A 17,735-nucleotide genomic window follows, 5' to 3' on the forward strand; every position below is an offset into this window, starting at 1 on the left:
CCAAAGCACCCACGACCCTTTCTTCACTTCTACTATATAAAAAATAGTAGTGCGAACCAATGCCTTGGTCTGCACTACTAATCTTAGTATGTTTATTTTGATATAGGACTTGAATTAAATTTTTATATTAAAAAATTTACGAAAAAAAGGGGGGAGTTCATTGTACAAAATTATTTATGGAATATTAATTTTAATTTATACTTTGTATTCATTTTTTGTAAGTGATGGAAGTGAAGTAAGGTTTATTATGGTGTTAACTATAGTACTTATCTTTTCTGTGGTTTTAGAAAAAAGGAGTGATTAAGGATCGTATTTTTAACACTTTTTAAAGATATCTAATGTAAAGTATTATTCAAAGGTTTATTTTCATTTCCCCTTAAACATTGAATTTACTATATTTTTATTGATATCATAAAAATATATAAAAAAGTATACATTCAAGTCATTGTAAATAGAGGGATTGAAAAGTAGATAAATAAAAAGCAACACACACATATATATATAAGTTTTTCGGTAAGAATGCACCATTCTTACCTATTTACCTATACTTACATTTTCACTAATTTATTATGAAATATATGTTGATTTAAAGTGTTTTATTCAAAATATATAATTGGAGTTTTTATGGAGTCAAGGTCGTTGTTTGTTCTTCTTTTCTAAATTCACATAATTTTCAAATATATAAAGGTCATATATTAATATTTGTTGTATACTATAATCAACCCGTGGTTATAGTGTTTGCTCCGATTCAAATTATGAGATAGTTTGTTTTAACTTTTTTACATTATCTAAAAAAGAACTTGTAGGGATTCCTACAAGTTCTTTTTGTTTTTTTAATAACAATGGAAGTGAATTTTCACCTAAATAAAGGATGACGATATAAAATAGACGGAATCCTTTTTCTGTAAGGGTTCCATCTATAGAAATTAATAAGATGTGAAAGTCATTAATACACGTACTACCAATATTTATTCTTCTCTCATTAAACTTATTTTTTATATGACACACTAATTTATTATTCTTTTGTTTACCAGGGGAGAATGGAAATCAATTGTCCATAGAAAAAATCCCCTCATAGTAAACAGATGAATGTGCGTTCTTTTTACTGTCTACTATACGGGGACCATATCACTGCCGGGCAGCATCTTTTTTATTAGTCATTTACGGGATAGCTTAGGATGACATATGCATATGTACTTTTTTTACTTGAATCTGGATCTGCAAGAGCAGGAGAAAATGAATTTGAAGTTTTTGTATCTGCTGATGTATTTAATTGCTTTGAGATGTTATCACATGTTCTTTTCCATTCTTCCTCAGTTTGATTATCATACATAGTACTTAAATAAGCTAGTTCATCATGATCGTCTTTTTTCATATTTAAGTGAACTCTTTTTAGACCTGTTTCAATAATATGCCTCGTATGATTTATAATTTCATCATTATGTTCTTTTTTTAGTTTATCGGATAGAGTATATACGGTACGATTTGCTTGATAGTATTTTTCAGTCAAATTACCAATAGCTTTCGTTTCTACAACTTCTAATATGCCAGCTTCTTCTAGCTTTTTGACATGATAGTAAAGACGGGATTGTTTTTCATTTAGCTTTTCAGCTAGCTCTTTTACAGTAATAGGTTGTTCAGTCGCATAGTATAAAATATTTTGCCGCTTTGGATCACAAATTAATTTATATAGGGCGAATTCGTTTATATTCATAAAGACGACTCCTTCAATTTGAATATGTGTTTAATTATTTCAATAATAACACGTTTCCTATTGTTACATAACTCTGAAGGAAAAGAGAATACAATTACGAGAGAGCTTTTTCATTAACTGTTGTTTCTATGGATACGTTGCGAATATGAGGGTTTTTCAAGGCAATTCCAGCTCCTAAAAAGAAAAATAAGCTCCCTAATAGAATAAGTAGCGTAACTCCATACATATCTGCCAGCCACCCACTAAAGAGCATTGTAAATGGCATTGTGGAAGTGATTATAGTACTTGCTAGGCCATCAATCCTACCGCGATAACTTTGATCTACGAGAAGTACTGTGATGGTTTCATCAATAATCGTAAATAAAGTAAGAGAGAATGAAATAGTAAGCATACAAATTAATACTGTCCAAATGGAAAGGGAGAAGGCTAGCCCAACCATTGCAAATGCTGATAAGAAAATGCTTCCACTTAAAATTATTCCTTTTTTGAATCTCTTCCCGATATACCCCGCGATGAATCCACTAATAATACCACCAATCATATAGCTCATATTTATCATCCCTAAACTTTCGGGTCCACCTGTAATTTTATAAGCGAGAGCAGGGAAGATTGGGTTTAGTAAACCAGCTCCAATATTGACGATAAATGCAATGAAAATGAGCCCTTTAATGTACGGATATATTTGAATATAGTGCCAACCATCTTTCATAGCTTGAATCCAATGTGCTTTCTCCTTAGAAGGAGTTTGCCGTGAGATTGAGTGCGCTGGAATTTTTGCTAATAGGACACAAATTGCTACAAATAAAAATGTACAGGCATTAAGAATAATTGAAAACGTAGCACCAAGCCAAACGACCATAAAACCAGCTAGACCATTGCCTATAAGACGAGAGAGTTGATTAACAGCCATAAATTGTCCGTAATATTTAGCATAGTTTTCTTTTCCGACAATTTCAGGTAAAACAGAGGCTTCAGTTGGCCCTAAAAAAGTTGTTAGAACGTTTAATAAAAAAGTCGAGAGTATAGCGATGTAGAGTGAAATATGGTGAGTTGATAAGTAAATCGCTAATATAAGAAGAACGACGGTACAAGAGGCGATGTGAGTAAAAAATAAAATAGCTTTTCTGTTGTATCGATCTGCAAATACACCAGCAAATGGTGAAACAATTATTTGAGCAGTAATCATAGCTATAATAACAAATGCAGATTCGAGTGAAGATTTATTTGCTGTAAATACAATCCACATAATAGTCATGGAATAAAAGGCACTTCCAATACTAGAAACAGCATTACCAATCCAGAGTAATAAAAATGATTTGTTTTTGTAAATCGGTACATCTTTCCTTTTCAGAGGAGTTTGCATATAAAATAACATCCCTTCATTAAAATTTATTTAATCGTTAAAATAAATTTTAATGCTGTTTTTTGATAAAATCAATAAAATTCTGAAAAATAATTATTAACTGTTTTTTACTAAGCATGTGGTTGAAATTTTACATAGAGAAAAATCAATTCTGGTGCAAAGATACAATAAAAGAGAATATAGTGCATAAATTTTTAGCGGAATTTTATTTTATGCTATAAGTCCAAACACTTGGTGAATGAGCTCTTTTTGATTTTGGACAAACTGGCTTCATAGATCTATCCCTTTTTTATCATATGCATGGCTTCAACACCACTCAATATTGAAGTTGTAATTTAAAATGACTTAAACCCCAACATAGGACGCACGCGTTTCTTAATAAAACGATGATCCTGTTCCACTATATAATTGAGATATCTAACTTGCCTTATCTTTATGGCTCCAGACATGTATTAGTCCCAGCTGATAAAGCTTCCATTTGAACAAATTTTCTTTTGCCATACGAATTACACACCTTTTTAAAGTAATACTATCCGTATGTCAAAGTTTAAGAGATTACTTTCAATTATCTTGAAGTTTTTGCACCAGAACCTTTAAAGTTCAAATCACTTCAAAAGGTACACCTTTTGAAGTTTATTAAAATCTAGCTAATTTAGTGCTTCGAAAGGTTCAAAATTGCATTTTTAAAGTGCTAAATAATTAATGGTACCTTTTGAAATATTATTGGTTTCATTTCATTAGAAACAATTCCGGCTATATAACTAAAAAATGTGATATAATATCTATTGAACATATGAATAGGATAACAACTACCTGCTGTTGGCAAGTAGCAATTTATCTAATGAAAAGATCACTTGTTTCCAAGACAAGTGATCTTTTTATATACATTACCTATACTATTTTTGAGATTCATTAGATATTTTAGTTCCCTTATTTATATTGTATACTCATTTCCCCACTCCTTTGATTTAAATATTATATCCCGTTTTCAGCAGCATCGAGTTATAGTATCGACTCGATATATAATAAATATTGTTTAATGTAAAAGCCTCTGTTGTATCACACAGCCATCACAATAATTTGTTATATTCACCTTTTATAGATCCTTCTTCACTAGAGTCAAATGAATATCGATTTTCATCTCCAACTTCATATTCTTCCATGTAATTTCGTACTTAATGTGTAAAAGTGTAAACGTGGACATTTACACTTTTACACAAGTTCACAAAAATAATACAACAATAAATTCTCATATTGTAATACAATTGGATAGACTTCGTTATTTACAAACAGGAGGGATTTCATTGGAAGACTTTGATGATGAGCTACGCCAAATTGATATGGATCAAAAAGAAGCAATACTAGTTGTAAGGGCTTACAAAAGGTATTTAGCAAAAACAGATGAAGATAGGGAATATGGAACAGAAGTAATTGAACGTATTAGCAATAGTGATACTACTCGTGAGGATGCGGATTTTATTATAAGATGCACGGAAGTTATTGATAATCTTATCGATAAAGTTGTCGAGGAGAAAATAGCAAATAAAAGCTAATCTACTACTATAGGATAATCCTCCTAAAAAACATCTAGCATATAGACAACGGATTATCTCTACATGAGCTTGTTGCTTTACGAATGAAACCATACTATATTTTATCTATCTTGCGTAAATAAATTGTCATATGATAGAAATAATATTATGAATTATACAGGAGATACAAATGAAAAAGTTTTTAATTAGTTATGCTGCAAGTCTGCTTACTTTTATTATCATATGGTTCTTAATACCATATATTTCTGATCCTAGTCATTCTTACCAGAATGATTTACCTAACATAGTTGAATTGCTGGCGGTTCCCCGCCTAGTATTCTTGCATTTAAATTATTTTTAATATATTATATTTATATAGTTATATAGAGATGAATGTATACAAAAAGATTTTACCAAAAAGTAATATAACTTATGCTTGTCTTTTTAAAATGTATCTAGTAAAAATACATTTTTTATCAATCCAATTATATTTTCAATAGAAATGGAAGCTTTTAAATAGAAGTTTATTTACTTTCAATAATAGGAGTTAGTAGAGGAACAAGGCACCATACAGAGTAATCTGACGAACCTGAGAAGTATTGTATGTAGTTTGTTCATCTCAAGTACAACAAGAGAGCCTTACCACTCCAGGCATGACTCCACTAGTGTAGTTGTATAATTTTTACAGATCAAATAAGAAACAGAAAACATATAACACCAAGTAGCAGAACCCTAACATTCCTCCTACAGCTAATACCTGTTTAACCCAAATCTTAAATTTTAGATTACTGTAAATCTCTTGCACTCTTTCCATATTTCCTCCTATTAAGGAGAACCCTTAAAGACTCTCACCTCACTATGGTACCATTAAAGAATGACTAATAGAGGTCTAATTTTTGTCTAAATGTATAAATATGCAATATTGCATACAGAAATGTATTGTTACAAATGTAAGTGCTTACTATAATAAGGGTATAAAGATTAATCACATCCTAGTACTAACAAAAGAGGAGGAAATAATATGGAAATCGCAATGGCAGTTTTAAAATTTATAGGTGGAGCAATCCCATTAGTTCAAGAACTTCTAAAAGCATTTATGTAAATTCACTATTTAGCAATTATTTATAAAAATTATAATACAATAATCTGTATATCAAAGATAAATTGATTTACAGATTATTTGTGTGAGTAAAGTCCCTTTAACATTAGTAATATGCAATATTACATATGAAGATGTATTGATATAATTGTAAGCGCTTACTATAATAGAAGTATAAAGATAAATCACATCTTAGCAACAACAAAAGAGGCGGACGTAATATGACAATTTTAAAATTTGTAGGTGGAGTACTCCCATTAGTTCAAAAACTTTTAAAAGCATTTATGTAAGTTCATTATTTAGCAATTATTTATAAATAATTATTATGCCTTAATACGAAAAAAGGAAGAAGTTGATTTTTGTGAAGACTACAAAAAATACAAAAAGAAAAAAATTACTAGCAAGTTTATTAATCAGCTTTTGCACTATTAATTATTCATCTATTTCATTAGCCGAAACACCTAAAAATAATTCAGCTAATGCACCCAAACAAGCTATGGGCATTGATACTGGCATAGCAAATTTAAAGTATAATAGTAGAGATATTTTAGCAGTAAATGGGGATAAAGTAGAGAGTTTTGTTCCGAAAGAAAGTACAAATTCAAATGGTAAATTTGTAGTAGTGGAACGTGAGAAAAAATCACTTACAACTTCACCTGTGGATATTTCAATTATTGATTCTGTGGCTAATCGTACGTATCCAGGAGCAGTACAACTTGCAAATAAAGCTTTTGCAGATAATCAACCTAGTTTATTAGTGGCGAAGAGAAAACCTTTAAATATTAGTATAGACTTACCTGGAATGAGGAAAGAAAATACGATATCTGTCCAAAATCCGACATATGGTAATGTGTCTGGAGCAGTAGATGATTTAGTATCTACTTGGAATGAGAAGTATGCATCAACACATTCGTTACCTGCAAGAATGCAGTATACAGAATCCATGGTGTATAGTAAATCACAAATCGCAAGTGCTCTTAATGTCAACGCTAAATATCTTGATAACAGTCTAAACATTGACTTTAATGCCGTTGCAAATGGAGAGAAAAAAGTGATGGTTGCGGCGTATAAGCAAATATTTTATACCGTAAGTGCCGAACTACCTAACAATCCATCCGATCTTTTTGATAATAGTGTTACGTTTGATGAGTTGACTCGTAAAGGGGTAAGTAATACGGCTCCGCCTGTTATGGTGTCAAATGTAGCTTATGGCAGAACCGTTTATGTAAAATTAGAAACATCATCTAAAAGTAAAGATGTACAATCTGCTTTTAAAGCTTTAATTAAGGGTCAAGGCGTTGAAGCGAGTGGGCAGTACAAAGATATTTTTGAAGAAAGCACCTTTACTGCTGTAGTATTAGGCGGAGATGCAAAAGAGCATAACAAAGTTGTTACAAAAGATTTTAATGAAATCCGAAATATCATTAAAGATAATGCAGAATTAAGTTCTAAAAATCCAGCATACCCAATTTCATATACAAGCACTTTCTTAAAAGATAATGCAACTGCTGCTGTTCATAACAATACAGATTATATTGAGACTACAACTACAGAATATTCAAGTGCGAAAATGACCCTTGATCATTACGGTGCATATGTTGCTCAATTTGATGTATCTTGGGATGAATTCTCATATGATCAAAATGGGAAAGAAGTATTAACACATAAAACTTGGGAAGGAAACAACCAAGATAAAACGGCTCATTACTCTACAGTAATACCACTTCCACCGAATTCCAAAAATGTAAAAGTCGTAGCGAGAGAATGTACAGGTCTTGCATGGGAATGGTGGAGAACAATTATTAATGAACAAAATGTTCCATTAACAAATGAAATAAAAGTTTCAATTGGAGGAACAACTTTATACCCAACTGCTAATATTAGTTATTAGGTAGAAGTGAAGCACCCTGTTTACAGGGTGCTTTTTTACTTGGTCACAAATATATTGGGATCTTTTTCAAATATAGCATACTCATCAGATAGAGATGGAGTGTAGCTTCATTTAGTAAACTTTGCAACAGAACCACTAATTTTATTTTTTTATAGATTTGCAAGACTTTTGTTATATTTACGTTAGCGTTTTGTAAGATTTAACGGATATGATGAAGTCAAATTAAAAAATACTCTTTTAAAAATATTTTATTTCTAATTGGTATTCAAATTATATAAAGGCAATTTGGAGGGAACGAAGATGAAGAAATTAAAACCTGCGCTTAGTGTAGTAGGGAGTTTAACAATGGCCTTAACACTAACTTCGCCTGCATTAGCAGAAACAAGTCTTCCAAAGGAAGGAAGCAAAGTTGAAGTCTTTAAAGAAGATGCAAATGCACAAGAAGGAAAAAATCCTGTTTATGATACTAATGATAAAATAGGAAAGTTGATGAAAGAAAACATTGATGTTCAAAATAATGATTGGGATTCTCCCTTCTTACATAACTTAATATTTAATAAGACAAGCTCTGTATTATATATGTAAGAAGACCATATATTTATGATTTATATTTTTAAAATTGTTAAAGATGGTTCCTGTTGGAAAATTTCGTCTCCATTTAAATATTTATATTAATGTAATAGCATGTGATAATAAACATGTTTGTTTAGAAAAAACTAGTTTATGTAGAAATAAAATTGACTTTTTATTACTTGTTTCACTTGTAGGGTTTTTCCGAAATGCTGGGCGTAACCCTATAAAGAACCTTCGATTTGTGCTCTCTTCATATGCTATTTTAGAAAGGGATATTATGATGAAAAAAAGTAGTATAAATATAAGCATATCAATTTTAATACCTATTTTATTAATGATATTCTTTATTAATGTTAAATACAGAATCATATTAACTGCATTATTTGGAGCTTCGATTTTTTCAACAACATTTCTTTGTACGATTGGATTTATCCTAGCTGTTTTATCATATATAGAAAATAAAAATATTTGGGCAAAAATCGGAATAATGTTAAATGTGTTAGTATTTTTTATTCCTATTATTTGGATTTTTTGGATGTAACGGGTAGTTTAGATTTATGGGTACCACTTTATCACCATCAAACCAAGAAAAGCGAATACTCCAAAACGAAAAAAGATGAAAAAATAATAAAAAAGTTTATTATTAAGTGCAAAAAGAAAAAACTAGCTTGTTAGACAATACGTTTTTTCTTATTGCACTTTTTTATTTTTGGTAAGTCAGGAAACTTCTTCATTGTGTCAACAGCATGCATGAGCGTGAAATATGGATGTTTTAAAATCATTTTCGGTCCGCTCTTTTTCATAACTTCCTTAACTAAATCTTTCATATCTGGTTTATAACAATGAATTTTGCAATTTTGACATGCTGGTTTCTTTTCTTGAAATGGACATTTTGATAAACGAAAATAAGCATAATCTTTTAATTTTTGACATTCTTCACATAGAGTATTTTGTTTATGTTCGTTTTTACAATACATATCAATCATAATGCTAATTGTTTTCTCTTCACGTTCAATTCGCTTCATAAATTGGCGCCTCCTGTTTCAAAGTCTCTCTGCTTTGATTGTAAAACTTTTTAGAGAGTTTACTTGAATTTTTAATGACAGTTTTTCTAATGTTTATCTCTTTCCTAAGATATAAATATGGTTCCTTCTTTTTCTTGTGAGCTTCGGGTACCTAAACGACTCGAACAGCAAGAGTTCACTCGATTTTTCCACGTTATTAATTGATTCTATTGAAAGGTGGGGAGTATTTGAAGTTTACTGCTATATCAAATAATTCAGCCTTAGAGCACGCAATCTGCGTTTTGTTTTAGGACCACTATACAATTTTTAAATTAATGAATGTGTGGTGGTACCGCTTATTATAAAATTGGATTTTTAGCGGAATAAATGTTAAGTTCACTTTACATTTTGTTAATTGTGGTATACATTTAAGCTAAGAGGTGGTGAACTTGACTATTTTTAACAAAGTAAAGGAAATTAGAGCTCGTTTTAATTTCACACAAAGTGTATTAGCTGAAAAAGTTGGAGTAACGAGGCAAACGATCGCAGCAATTGAAAAAGGGGATTACGTCCCTTCATTATTACTAGCATTGTCAATTTGTGATGTGTTTGATTTGAAGATGGAAGAAGTGTTTGTATTAAATAAGGAGGAAGAAGAGGATGAATAGATTGATGATTTCTTATGTGATTAATGTACTTATTATGGCATTAGCATGTTGGGTATTCATTGAACTTTATTACGGCATTATAGAACTTGCCAATATTATTGAAGCTAAGAAAGTAGCCTTTGAAGTATCATTAAATTTTACACCAGTCTTATTTTTATTAGTTATAGGTATTGTAATAACAATTTTTTATAAAATACAGAGGAAGAAATATAACGCCCTTTCATATCTGATGTATCCACTATTGTTTCCCCTAGAAGACGAACGTGAAAAGTTAATTACTGAAAGAGCTTGTCGTACAGCATTTGTTTCACTATGGTATGTGTTAATCATCGCAATTGGATTTTTAGTGCTTTCTCCTATTTTTAATATATATATTCCAGGATATCCCTTATACATTGTATTTAGTGTTTTCTTTATTCAAATGACAGTTTTTTATTTATCTTTATACCGAAATAAAATAATATAAAGTCAGACCCTCTTGCAAAAGCAAGAGGTTTTTTTAGCAGATACTAGTATATAGCGATATTATTTTATAAAGATGATTTTCGTTTCTGAGGGGACTTTGAAATCTTAAGTTTATGGATTATGGAGGCTACTCTATTACTTCGTATTTACCTGTCCAACCCTATTTTATCTAAGGGTGAACTTTTTTGCTTCAACAGAAAAAAACGTTCTCATATGAAATTGTTTTTAGAATTATTGATATAAAACTTAATGTGGAATTAAAGTAACAAAGGAAATGATAATCGCCCATATGGATACTCTAATTCAATATATACAACTTTGAATGGATATACATCTACAAATTAAATATCTGTAACAGGTGAAACATAAATCTGTTCAGCGTTTTCGCCAGTAAAACTCTTAAAAAATGTTAAATAAGAACTGAAATGTTTTTATTTTTATGAATTTTTTCTATTGTTAATAGGATGAATTTGGCGATATGTAATTTAAATTTACAACAAAATACTACAATTTCCCATTAAATAAAAGTGAAAGTAAAATTAAATATATCCATTTTATTAAGATAGTACTACATTCATAGGAAATTTGTTCAATTGTATATAGAGAGATATTATTTTAAATAGTTATTAATAACGAAGAAGGAGAGGGAAAATTATGTTCAATCAAAGAACAAGAAATGGCGTCAAAAAAATCCTAGCAATTACAGCAGCTAGTACGATGTTTTCGATGTTTGGCTCATCAATTTCTATCATAGAGGCGGCGTCTGCTCCAGGGGTTTATGTTACACCTAAAAATAGTGTTTCTTCAGACATTATTAGTATAGACTGGTCTCCTGTTCAAACAGCTCCTTATACATATTGGGCTGTACATAACTGGAACCAGGGGGGAGAAGCTGGTGGGTATGCTGGATTCCAACAACAAAGCGGTTTTGATGAAAATGGAAAGCGTACTTTACACTTTGCAGTTTGGGATCCTATTTCTTCTAAGGAAGCAATAAAAGCAGAATATGTATCCCCTACATCAGTTGCAAGTAATTTTGGTGGAGAAGGAACAGGTCTTAAAATTCAGACGACATATGATTGGAAGAATTATAATTGGTATCGCATGACAATGCGTTCTTGGCAAGAGAATGGACACACAAAATTTGGACAGTGGTTAAAAGATGTTTCAAAAAACCAATGGAAGCTTATTGGGATTATGGACTTTCCAGTTCCTAACGTTACATTTAACTATGGACAAACGCTGTTTCAAGAAGACTGGCTTGGTAATGGACAAGATGTAAGAGAGGCACGTGTAAAAAATGGATATGGAAGAAATATCTCAGATAAAAAATGGACATCTTGGAATACTCAATCAATAGAGGGGCAAGAGCCATTGAATAATAATTGGGATGGGGGAGCTACTTCAGAATATCTTTGGTTTAAGGCTGGGGGAGACTCTCGATCAACTATTGGAACAGGAAAAACATTTACGTTAAATCAACCTAGCCAACCTGAAATAGGAAAACTAGATTATGATGTAAAGTCTATGTATTATGAAAATGAAAAATTAAATATATCTTGGCAACTAAAAGATAGTAGTACACCTCAATTTAAGGGGAAAATTGAAATTTATAATAATGAAAATATGACGGGCCAGCCGATTAACGTAATTAATGATATTAAATCTTATCAAAATGGAATCAGTCAATCTATATCATTACCAACAAATACTTATTCAAAAATTGTATTAACAGATATATTTGATCAAACTGTGGAAAAAAAGGTGAAAATCAAAAATGAATCTCCAAACATTTTAGAAGGGGATCGGTTTGCATGGTCGATGAAGGGTATAGGAGATTTTGAATTTGCAAAACTTGATTTAAATAAATCAACAGAAGAATTGCAAGTTAGTTTAATAGCAGGTACACCACACAATTATTTTGATAGTACGTATGCAAGTATTAAAGTACAAGATACATCAGGTAAAGTGGTATATAACAAAGAGGTTTATGGGAATACCCAACAAAATACTGAATCAAAAACAGTCCCAGTAAAAGTGGGCAATTTTATTGAACTTACACACCTAGAAGGTGCAGAGAGAGCAATATTAACAAATTTAGATAATAATAAACGCGAAAGCTTTGATAAAAAAGTAATATATGAAGTTACAAAGGATGGTTTGAAGAAAGTAAATCAAATTGTTATTCCTAAGCCGGACACAGAAGCTCCTACACAGCCACAAGGATTATATGCAAGTGATGTTACAACAAACAGTGTAGAGTTAAAATGGAACCCTTCTACAGACAATGTGGGTGTAAAAGAATATCAAGTGTTACGTGATGGACAATTGATTCATACTGTACAAGAAACAAAGTTTACTGATCAAAACCTTACAGCTAATAAAGAATATAAATATACTGTAAAGGCTGTAGATGCGGCTGGAAATATCTCGGTTCCAAGCAACATCCTTACAGTAACAACAAAGAGTCAAAATGTAACGTATGAAAAATGGGATCCCAAAAAGGCATATACAAAAGGAGATAAAGTAGAGTATCAAGGGAAATTTTATGAAGCGGTTCAAAGCTATCAAGGAAATGGAGATCCTACTTGGATATTTGCCTTGTCTTTATGGCAACCATTTAAACTAATATAAAAATCTTTTACTTAAATTTTATATATTCGTTAGTGGTCGCAAAAATATGTTTAGATTTTAGCAGAAGATTTCAAAATTGTAAGGGGAAAACTTAAAATCTATATTTAAAGTAAATGGTAGTAAAAATACCAAATCTGAATTTTATTAAGAAAGTGTACTAAAAAACTTGATTATATCAAGGGGGATATAGATTTATCACTGAGAGAAAAAAGCCCTGCACACAGGGCATCTAAAAAGATACCTTAGCAATAACGACAATTAGGGAGAAGTATTAACTAAGGTATCTGGGTGGATGGTTGCATAGTAAATATGCAATTTTGAGCATTGTTGAATGTATTGGGATATTCAACAAGTTCAGAGTAACACAAAGTTTCTGTTAATTCAGCCGGTAAATTTGTCCAAAAATACGGATCTATAAATCCACTTTTTACCTCTAGTGTGGATTTATAGATCCTAACAAACGTGTGATTCGAATTTAAAGTAATACCTTTAGAGACTTTTACTGGTCTATTATGAAAATTATACGATTTAGGGAAGTTCCTGAGCATTTCGTTAAGACTAGACCACAGGATATATATAATACTTAAATCATGAGAATCGACAATATCTATGCATATCTTGTCATAACAACAAGACTTTTTGTAACTCTTTATTAATTAGGGGAGAGGTCATGTTTGATGAGAATGATAATCTGATTAGGAGGAATAGAGGTGGAACTAACTAAATTGGAAAAGGTAATTGTTATTAGTACATTTGTTCAAGGGTTAGGTGAAGAATTCCTGGAAAATAGCAAGGAAAACCATTCTTTAAAACAACTACTTAGGGAGATAGAAAAGGTGTTTAATGATTCAACACCGGATCAAATGCGAGAAGCAGCTGAAAGTGTATTAGAAAAATTCATTTATGATTTAATAAAAGAAAACAATCTTTCACTACTAAAAAATTAATTAAGACTTAGTGCGAGAACGAGAGGGCAGTAAGGAAATGCCTATAAGGAATCGTTACCGTATCCCTATAAAAATTAATATCAAGCTTGCATAAGGAATGATATATAAAGAGTTTATTCTCTTTATATATGCCAAAAGTCAGTTACTTGTTTTCGAGAATCATGTTTTCTAACAATCTTCATTATTTTTTGCATTGTATTTGGTGATGGTACATAATCCTTGTCATTACACAGTTGGCCTAATGTATTTCTGTTTACTTTACTAGCTTTAGAAAAATCCTGAATTGAGTAATCGTAGCTAGCTAAAAATTTAGCTAGCTTTGTTCTATGTCTCCCAATACCTCTACCCCACACGCTAATCTCCTCCATAATCTTTTTTAATCATCCTTGTCCAAAATGCAAAAAACTATACGCAATTGCACAGAAAAATTTGCATATTGTACAAGCTATTCACAATAAGATGTATCAAGGTTGCTACCAAAGTAGCTATCAAGGTAACTCTATCAAACTTCTAAGTTTGTAAGCCCATGTATCATCAACATTCAAAATTCTGTTTATAAAGGGGAAATTTATATGTTAACTACATTTATCTCTTTAGGAGCTTTAGGATTAACGACAATTGGAGGGGCGCTGTTAGAAAAGCATCTTGTTAAAAACGATCATGTTGCAGCAGCAAAACTTGTAAGCGATGGAATATATCATGGAATAAGGATAGGTGGAGTTTGTTTCATTGGTTATGTATTCATTCAAATTGTGGTGATGTTTTAAGGAGGAAATTACATGGGGATTTTAAAGAATTGGCTTCATAAACAAACTTTGAAGAATCGACTTATAGAGGTGTTTGTAAAGGCAGGTTTATATGTAGATCATCAAACACGAGGTGGGAAAGTACCCATTTACCCGAAGATACATGACATTTCTTCCTCGAAAGAAAAGGTTCGATACATATTTACCATTCCAAACGGATTAGATCCGAAAACCGTTGAAAAGAAGTGGTTTTGCTTTCAACAAATATTAGGCCGTAATGTAGCAATTGAAGGTGATATTAAAAGATTTGTACTTAATGTGTTTCATTCGGATGCTGGGCTACAAGCATACAATTACAGTTATAAGAAGTGGCAGCCATTACTTATACAACATCATCTTCCTGTAATTGTAGGGCGTGATCAATTTGGAAATATGATTACGTATGACATGATTGCTTCAAACACGCCGCATCTTCTAATTGCAGGAGAGACAGGGAGCGGAAAAAGTAGTATGGTACGTGTTGTACTGTCCACACTCATTCAATATATGTCTCCTGATAAATTACATTTGTACCTAGGCGATTTGAAGAATTCCGAATTTCATTTCTTGCGAAGGGTGAAACACGTAAAAGAGGTTTGTATGGAAGAAATCGAAATGAAGATTATGCTGCAGAAAGTGTGGAAGGAAATACGCGAACGTAGAAAATTGATGGAAGAGTATGAAGTAGATCATATTGACGAATACAACAAATTAAATCCTGATAATCAGAAACCATATATCTTACTTGCTATCGACGAAGTGGTCATGTTGCAAGATGAAAAAGAATGTATGTCTATAGTTGAAAAAATATCGGCAGTCGGAAGGGCACTTGGAGTTTTTTTAATGTTAAGTATGCAACGTCCTGATGCAAAAGTGTTGGATGGTAAGTTAAAGCTCAATATGACGGTTAGAATGGGCTTTAAATGTGATAGTACAATTAACAGTAATATTATGGGTACTCCTGGTTCAGAACGCTTGGAGCAATCTGGCCAAATGATATTAAAGTTAAATGGATTAAAGAAAGTACAATCTCCTTATTTAGAATTAAGTAAAGCCAAGAAGATAGTTGAACCTTATCGCGTTCCGAAAGAGAATATAAAGTTGCAAAACCTACCACAAGAAGAAAATCAATTATTCGGGGTGTTAGATTATGAGGAATAGAGACAAAGCCATACTAAACAATTTGAAGCGTTTTAGATGTATGTCTCGTGATGACATTATTGATTTGCATTTTCAAGGATTAAAGAACGCGGTTACATGCTGTAATACGGTGATGAAGCGATTAAGAAGAGATGGTCATGTAGATGCCAATATCTCGCAACAGCCATACATTTACTTCCCTCAATCCAGCACACTTCGCAAAACTAGCCAAAAGATTCCCCACTTTCTAGGCATATTAGATGTGTATAAACAGCTTATCTATTATGAAAAACCTAAACTGTTTAAAGTGGAGCCAAAGTACGGTAAAGAATTCATGGAACCGGATGCATTTACAATTTGGCGTAGATCTCCATTTTTTATTGAAGTCCAAAGGTCAGTTTACAGCAAAAAAGTTATGCAAGATAAAATAAATAGGTATGAATTATACTTCCACAGTCAGGAATGGCATAACGAATCTTGGCAGCCAAAAGAATCTAAATTCTTTCCATCAATACTTATAATTACTGAAAAGTATTATAATATCAGCTCTTTTAGCCTACGTATTTTTCAAGCTTCTTCAATTAGTAATTTCTTGAATAGCCTTGCTGTAAAAGCACAGTAATAGTCCCTAATCAGGGATTTTTTTCTCTAAAGAGGTTTCTTAATTTAAATCTACGTTTATGAGGTCATCATTGACTGAATTAGTTCATCCAATTTAAAAGTTTTTGTAGGAATAGAAGTATTTATCGAAATCTATTTATTAACGGTTCGCCTCTCATCAATAACATATGATAATTAATATAAATCAGTATCTTTTATTTGATAGAATCACTTGATTAGGCGTTCTTAAGTAGTGTTTGTTAACCTTTAAGGAACATAGTTACTTTCAGCGCATCGTCTCTTTAGTCATCGAATCAATTCCACATACCTTTGGAAGGAGGAATATTACCTGGGATTTCGAAAAATGTTTACATATCCTTATAACAATAATTGATATCGAATGTTTTCTACCTTAAAACTAGTTAGGCGATAAAAATAACATGAATGGACATAATAAGTTTGGTAAATTCATGTATTACTTTTTTAATCACAGGTATTATATTGCTTATAAAAGGATGTGTGAGAAGTGAGAATTGGAGTAGTTAAAGAGATAAAAAAGGGAGAAGCACGTGTAGGAATGACCCCTGATAATGTTCGAAAGTTAGTTGAAGAAGGGCATCAAATCTTAGTAGAAAAAGATGCAGGTATTGGATCAGGATATACAAATGATGAATATACAGGCGCAGGTGCAAATTTAGTAGCACAAGGAGAAGCTTGGGAAGTCGACATGGTAGTTAAAGTAAAAGAACCATTACCTGAAGAATATCGTTACTTTAAAAAGGATCTTATAATCTGGGGTTTTTTACATTTGGCTGCGTCGAAAGAGTGTGTAGAAGCAATGAGAGATGCTGGTACTACTGCAATTGCAGGAGAAACAATTAGCGAAGATGGTGTTTTGATATTATTAAAGCCAATGAGTGCAATTGCTGGCCGTCGTGCTGTATTTATGGGAGCATATTATTTAGAAAAACAACATCAAGGGGAAGGGATTTTATTATCAGGTATTGAGGGAATCCCAGCCGGAAATGTAGTTATTTTAGGTGGAGGAAATGCTGCAATTAATGCATGTGATATGGCAATTGGAATTGGGTGTAGTGTTACAATCCTAGAGGTTAATCAAGAAAGAATTGCATATTTAAGAAAGCAATACGCAACAGAAGAAGTAAATATAATTGAATCTAATACTGAAAATCTAGAGCGAACGATTAAAGAAGCAGATTTATTTATTTCAACAATTTTAATACCAGGATCTCGCCCTCCTAAAATTGTTAAAGAGTATATGGTTCAATCTATGAAGCCAGGAAGTGTCATTGTGGATAT

General features: G+C 31.6%; 16 protein-coding genes and 2 pseudogenes. 13 read left to right on the plus strand and 5 right to left on the minus strand.

Features of this window, described 5'->3' with window-relative positions:
* Positions 1–1,153: 1,153 nt before the first annotated feature.
* The 3 genes and pseudogenes from ACTJJY_RS30605 to ACTJJY_RS30615 form a co-directional block, all read right to left on the minus strand.
* Entirely contained in the window at positions 1,154–1,714 is a 561-nt protein-coding gene (locus tag ACTJJY_RS30605) for an ArsR/SmtB family transcription factor (protein WP_440607351.1), read from the minus strand.
* Positions 1,715–1,808: 94 nt separating this feature from the next.
* Positions 1,809–3,077 (minus strand): MFS transporter, encoded by a 1,269-nt coding sequence (locus ACTJJY_RS30610; protein WP_440607352.1) that lies wholly within the window; start codon positions 3,075–3,077, stop codon positions 1,809–1,811.
* Positions 3,078–3,347: 270 nt separating this feature from the next.
* Positions 3,348–3,517, minus strand: a pseudogene (locus ACTJJY_RS30615) (DDE-type integrase/transposase/recombinase); the annotation flags it as partial.
* Positions 3,518–4,381: 864 nt separating this feature from the next.
* Here ACTJJY_RS30615 and ACTJJY_RS30620 point away from each other — a divergent pair.
* From ACTJJY_RS30620 to ACTJJY_RS30640, 5 genes and pseudogenes are all read left to right on the plus strand, one after another.
* Positions 4,382–4,630 (plus strand): hypothetical protein, encoded by a 249-nt coding sequence (locus tag ACTJJY_RS30620; RefSeq protein WP_440607353.1) that lies wholly within the window; start codon positions 4,382–4,384, stop codon positions 4,628–4,630.
* Between the two features lie 893 nt (positions 4,631–5,523).
* A pseudogene (locus ACTJJY_RS30625) lies at positions 5,524–5,711 on the plus strand (hypothetical protein).
* A 358-nt stretch (positions 5,712–6,069) separates the two neighbouring features.
* Entirely contained in the window at positions 6,070–7,599 is a 1,530-nt protein-coding gene (locus tag ACTJJY_RS30630) for a thiol-activated cytolysin family protein (RefSeq protein ID WP_440607354.1), read from the plus strand.
* A 300-nt stretch (positions 7,600–7,899) separates the two neighbouring features.
* Positions 7,900–8,184, plus strand: a complete 285-nt coding sequence (locus ACTJJY_RS30635) for a hypothetical protein (protein ID WP_440607355.1) — start codon at positions 7,900–7,902, stop codon at positions 8,182–8,184.
* A 34-nt stretch (positions 8,185–8,218) separates the two neighbouring features.
* Positions 8,219–8,713, plus strand: a complete 495-nt coding sequence (locus ACTJJY_RS30640; protein ID WP_440607356.1) for a hypothetical protein — start codon at positions 8,219–8,221, stop codon at positions 8,711–8,713.
* A 130-nt stretch (positions 8,714–8,843) separates the two neighbouring features.
* Here the strand turns inward: ACTJJY_RS30640 and ACTJJY_RS30645 are convergent, their stop codons facing one another.
* Entirely contained in the window at positions 8,844–9,197 is a 354-nt protein-coding gene (locus ACTJJY_RS30645; protein WP_440607357.1) for a nitrous oxide-stimulated promoter family protein, read from the minus strand.
* Between the two features lie 428 nt (positions 9,198–9,625).
* On the opposite strand from ACTJJY_RS30645, the gene ACTJJY_RS30650 reads away from it, so the two are divergent.
* From ACTJJY_RS30650 to ACTJJY_RS30665, 4 genes are all read left to right on the plus strand, one after another.
* Positions 9,626–9,844 carry a helix-turn-helix transcriptional regulator gene (locus tag ACTJJY_RS30650; RefSeq protein ID WP_000151822.1) on the plus strand — a complete coding sequence of 73 codons (219 nt, stop codon included), beginning with the start codon at positions 9,626–9,628 and terminating at the stop codon, positions 9,842–9,844.
* Positions 9,837–10,310 (plus strand): DUF2178 domain-containing protein, encoded by a 474-nt coding sequence (locus tag ACTJJY_RS30655; RefSeq protein WP_440607358.1) that lies wholly within the window; start codon positions 9,837–9,839, stop codon positions 10,308–10,310. Before ACTJJY_RS30650 ends, ACTJJY_RS30655 begins: the two co-directional genes overlap by 8 nt.
* Before the next feature lie 653 nt (positions 10,311–10,963).
* Positions 10,964–12,943, plus strand: coding sequence for a DUF3472 domain-containing protein (locus tag ACTJJY_RS30660; protein WP_440607359.1), 1,980 nt, complete (start codon positions 10,964–10,966; stop codon positions 12,941–12,943).
* A gap of 710 nt (positions 12,944–13,653) precedes the next feature.
* Complete coding sequence (locus ACTJJY_RS30665; protein ID WP_065705901.1) at positions 13,654–13,890, plus strand: hypothetical protein; 237 nt, start codon at positions 13,654–13,656, stop codon at positions 13,888–13,890.
* Positions 13,891–14,012: 122 nt separating this feature from the next.
* Here ACTJJY_RS30665 and ACTJJY_RS30670 read toward each other — a convergent pair whose 3' ends face one another.
* Positions 14,013–14,243: a helix-turn-helix domain-containing protein gene (locus tag ACTJJY_RS30670; protein WP_000264559.1), complete on the minus strand. Its 231-nt coding sequence runs from the start codon at positions 14,241–14,243 to the stop codon at positions 14,013–14,015.
* Between the two features lie 219 nt (positions 14,244–14,462).
* Between ACTJJY_RS30670 and ACTJJY_RS30675 the strand changes: the two genes are divergently transcribed.
* The 4 genes from ACTJJY_RS30675 to ACTJJY_RS30690 all read left to right on the plus strand — a co-directional run.
* Positions 14,463–14,657, plus strand: coding sequence for a hypothetical protein (locus tag ACTJJY_RS30675; RefSeq protein WP_246963716.1), 195 nt, complete (start codon positions 14,463–14,465; stop codon positions 14,655–14,657).
* Between the two features lie 12 nt (positions 14,658–14,669).
* Positions 14,670–15,836 carry an FtsK/SpoIIIE domain-containing protein gene (locus tag ACTJJY_RS30680; protein WP_262314356.1) on the plus strand — a complete coding sequence of 389 codons (1,167 nt, stop codon included), beginning with the start codon at positions 14,670–14,672 and terminating at the stop codon, positions 15,834–15,836.
* Positions 15,826–16,437 carry a replication-relaxation family protein gene (locus tag ACTJJY_RS30685; RefSeq protein ID WP_087965745.1) on the plus strand — a complete coding sequence of 204 codons (612 nt, stop codon included), beginning with the start codon at positions 15,826–15,828 and terminating at the stop codon, positions 16,435–16,437. The genes ACTJJY_RS30680 and ACTJJY_RS30685 overlap by 11 nt, the downstream gene beginning before the upstream one ends.
* A 504-nt stretch (positions 16,438–16,941) precedes the next feature.
* Positions 16,942–17,735 (plus strand): alanine dehydrogenase (locus ACTJJY_RS30690; RefSeq protein ID WP_440607360.1); only part of this gene is annotated, 794 nt, incomplete at its 3' end.

It is taken from the genome of Bacillus sp. 22475 (assembly GCF_052044835.1).
GTDB classification, from domain to species: domain Bacteria; phylum Bacillota; class Bacilli; order Bacillales; family Bacillaceae_G; genus Bacillus_A; species Bacillus_A cereus.

Bases quoted from the DNA above. Each gene is read 5' to 3' on its own strand.
- ACTJJY_RS30605 (WP_440607351.1), bottom strand. From the start codon at position 1,714: ATGAATATAAACGAATTCGCCCTATATAAATTAATTTGTGATCCAAAG.
- ACTJJY_RS30610 (WP_440607352.1), bottom strand. From the start codon at position 3,077: ATGCAAACTCCTCTGAAAAGGAAAGATGTACCGATTTACAAAAACAAA.
- ACTJJY_RS30635 (WP_440607355.1), top strand. From the start codon at position 7,900: ATGAAGAAATTAAAACCTGCGCTTAGTGTAGTAGGGAGTTTAACAATG.
- ACTJJY_RS30645 (WP_440607357.1), bottom strand. From the start codon at position 9,197: ATGAAGCGAATTGAACGTGAAGAGAAAACAATTAGCATTATGATTGAT.
- ACTJJY_RS30655 (WP_440607358.1), top strand. From the start codon at position 9,837: ATGAATAGATTGATGATTTCTTATGTGATTAATGTACTTATTATGGCA.
- ACTJJY_RS30660 (WP_440607359.1), top strand. From the start codon at position 10,964: ATGTTCAATCAAAGAACAAGAAATGGCGTCAAAAAAATCCTAGCAATT.
- ACTJJY_RS30675 (WP_246963716.1), top strand. From the start codon at position 14,463: ATGTTAACTACATTTATCTCTTTAGGAGCTTTAGGATTAACGACAATT.
- ACTJJY_RS30680 (WP_262314356.1), top strand. From the start codon at position 14,670: ATGGGGATTTTAAAGAATTGGCTTCATAAACAAACTTTGAAGAATCGA.
- ACTJJY_RS30685 (WP_087965745.1), top strand. From the start codon at position 15,826: ATGAGGAATAGAGACAAAGCCATACTAAACAATTTGAAGCGTTTTAGA.